This is a genomic window from Mesorhizobium sp. M0800, from assembly GCF_040320095.1.
GTDB lineage: Bacteria > Pseudomonadota > Alphaproteobacteria > Rhizobiales > Rhizobiaceae > Mesorhizobium.
This window is the reverse complement of record NZ_JAMYOZ010000073.1, coordinates 1-2,536: the sequence shown is the minus strand read 5'-3', so window position 1 is coordinate 2,536 and position 2,536 is coordinate 1. Positions and strand designations below refer to the sequence as shown.

Below are 2,536 nucleotides of genomic sequence, written 5' to 3'. Positions count from 1 at the left end.
CGGGAAGAGGATGCTGGCTTCTTCGGCTGAACCATCCTTCTTGCGCCACCCAGCACCACGCGGACCGCTTCCCACAACCTGTCCGGAATGACCGTTTCGGGGCACGTTTGCGGACTGGCGGCTTCTGATTTCCCGATCTGGCAGAGCAGACATTCATTTCCGCACAGCCATTGTTGTCACCTGACCGACCATTCGGGACATTGTTGCCCTTCCGAACGAATATCCGGAAGGGTCTTGGTTCGGTCTTCCGCCTCCCGTGGAGATGGCATCTGTTCTTCGCCGAAGCGGAAAATTGCAACGGAGGAGCATAGATTTGACTTCATGTCGGCGGCGATCCTCTCGGCAGCTCCAATTCGGCCGTCCGAACTCAGCAAGGCTTGCCGGCTTGGCCTGCCAATTGTCTTGCTTTTCCGCGTTCAATCAAAGCTTTGAAGCGCGGGTGGCTGTGCAGAGCAATGAGGTCGGTATCCTGCTGCACCCAGTTGATGAATTCAGGGGACATTTTGGGTATGCAGGATTCTAGCAGATCGAGTGCCTGGGCTGGGTCCTTCAATCGGGCCAACGCGCAGGCGACATTGTAATGGCTCTTCGGATCTTCTGACTCCATGATAAGCACCCGCGAAGCCCATTCCTTGGCGCGTTCTTTCTCGCCCAGGTAAGCTAGGAGTGCGGCACCATGCCCGACCGCATGCGCGTGGTCGGGCCGCAGCGCGATCTGCTTTTCGATACGCTCCAGGGCTCGGCGTGCAGCCGCATTGGCCTCCTGGTGACGACCGAGCTTTTCATAAGATTGGGCTGCGAAGCTCAGGCTGACATAATCCGATTCCACAAGTTGAGCTACACGCTCGAAATTCTGGATTGCTCCCTCGTCGCGGCCGAGGAAGAAAAGGGTAAAGCCAAAATACTGCCGAGTATCAAAGGAATCCGGCTCCAGGCGTACCGATTCCTCATGCGCCGCAATAGCCTCATCGGAACGGCCAAGCCGGCATAAGACCCCACCCTTTACAGCGTGGGCCTCTGCCAAAGTGGGATCAAGGGAGAGCGCGGTCTCAGCGGCGAACAGACCCGATTCTTCTAAACTTCCCGCGTGGTTCAAAGACGCTTGGCAAAGCGCGACCAGCGCCCAGGCTCGAGCATAATTAGGGTCAATCTTCAACGCACGCTGGCCAAAGCGCAGAGCGATCTCCGAGCTCCTCGTGCTATGTTGCTGTGCGTAGTGCCGTCCGAGCAGATAGAGCTGATAAGCATCGGGATTCGTGGTCGAGCGCGTCGTAATCGTTCTCAGTTCTTCCGGAAGGAGCCGCACCCTGAGAGCAGTGACGACATTCCGCGCGATATCGTCCTGAAGCGCGAAAATATCCCCAAAATCTCGATCATAGCGCTCGGCCCACACGTGTCCGCCCGTTTTTCCATCGATTAGCTGTGCGGTGATCCGAATTCGATTTCCTACCCTCCGGACGGCCCCCTCAACTAGGAATTCGACGTTTAGCTTGCGGGCCGCCTGAACGATGTCCACGGCCTTGCCCTTCAAGGTGAATGCTGTATTCCGGGCAGCTACGAACAGCGCCGAAACCTTCGAGAGGTCGGTGATAATGTCCTCAGTGATGCCGTCGCTGAAGTATTCCTGCTCGGGATCGCCACCTATGTTCGTGAATGGCAGAACGGCAACTGAGGGCTTGGCTATGGCTGCCATCGGCGCCGTCTTTGCAACGGCTGGCGTGCTGCCGACTGCATAGACTCGAACCGGCTCGACAATATTCTTCACCCGCTGCTCACCCAGGAATTCAAGCCCGGCATCAAGCTTGTTCCGGACGTGATCGTAGACGGTGCCCGAGATGACAATGCCGCCCGGCTCAGCGAGACTTTGCAGGCGGTGGGCGATGTTGACCCCGTCGCCGTGGCGATCCTTCCCGTCAATGATGACGTCGCCGAGATTGACACCGATTCGCAGGTCGATGCGCTCTTCCTGCATCACGCCTGAATTGCGCGTCGCCATCTCTAGCTGGACCACGACTGCACACTCGACCGCGTCGACGACGCTTGCAAACTCGGCTAGGAGCCCGTCGCCCATGAGTTTGAACACGCGACCATGGTGCTTCTTGATTTTTGGCTCGAAGAGTTCGATGTGATGAGCCTTGAGCCGCGCATATGTGCCGTTCTCGTCGCGCTCCATCAGCGCCGAGTAGCCGACCACATCCGCAGCCAGGATCGCTACGAGCTTCCGGTCCATGACGAGGTTTGTCGCCACTGATCGCGCCTATCGCCCAATACGACTATGAGCCCGGCTGTTCGCGCATGCAACACAGGGAACCGAATTGATGATGTTCAGCATCGACGCCCGCCACGGGTCACAACTTCTTCATGGCCCGCGCGGAACATCCACTTCGGGTCCGACTCCTGCCCTTGCTCGCGGCGGTGGCCAATGTCCACAGGTGTGAAGGATTGCGGATGCCGGCCTTCTGCGAGAGGCGCCGTGCGCCGGGGCCGGCGTCCGGAAGCCTCCAAGGAAGGAACCCGCGGGATGCAGATCGCGGTC

Annotated in this window: 1 protein-coding gene; it reads right to left on the bottom strand. The window is 58.6% G+C overall.

Annotation, left to right across the window (positions count from 1 at the left end):
• Nucleotides 1–367: 367 nt before the first annotated feature.
• Nucleotides 368–2,230, bottom strand: a complete 1,863-nt coding sequence (locus tag NKI18_RS33230; RefSeq protein ID WP_353022061.1) for a TPR end-of-group domain-containing protein — start codon at nt 2,228–2,230, stop codon at nt 368–370.
• Between the last annotated feature and the right edge of the window lie 306 nt (nt 2,231–2,536).

Coding starts and splice junctions, on each gene's coding strand:
- NKI18_RS33230 (WP_353022061.1), bottom strand. CDS start 2,230: ATGGACCGGAAGCTCGTAGCGATCCTGGCTGCGGATGTGGTCGGCTAC.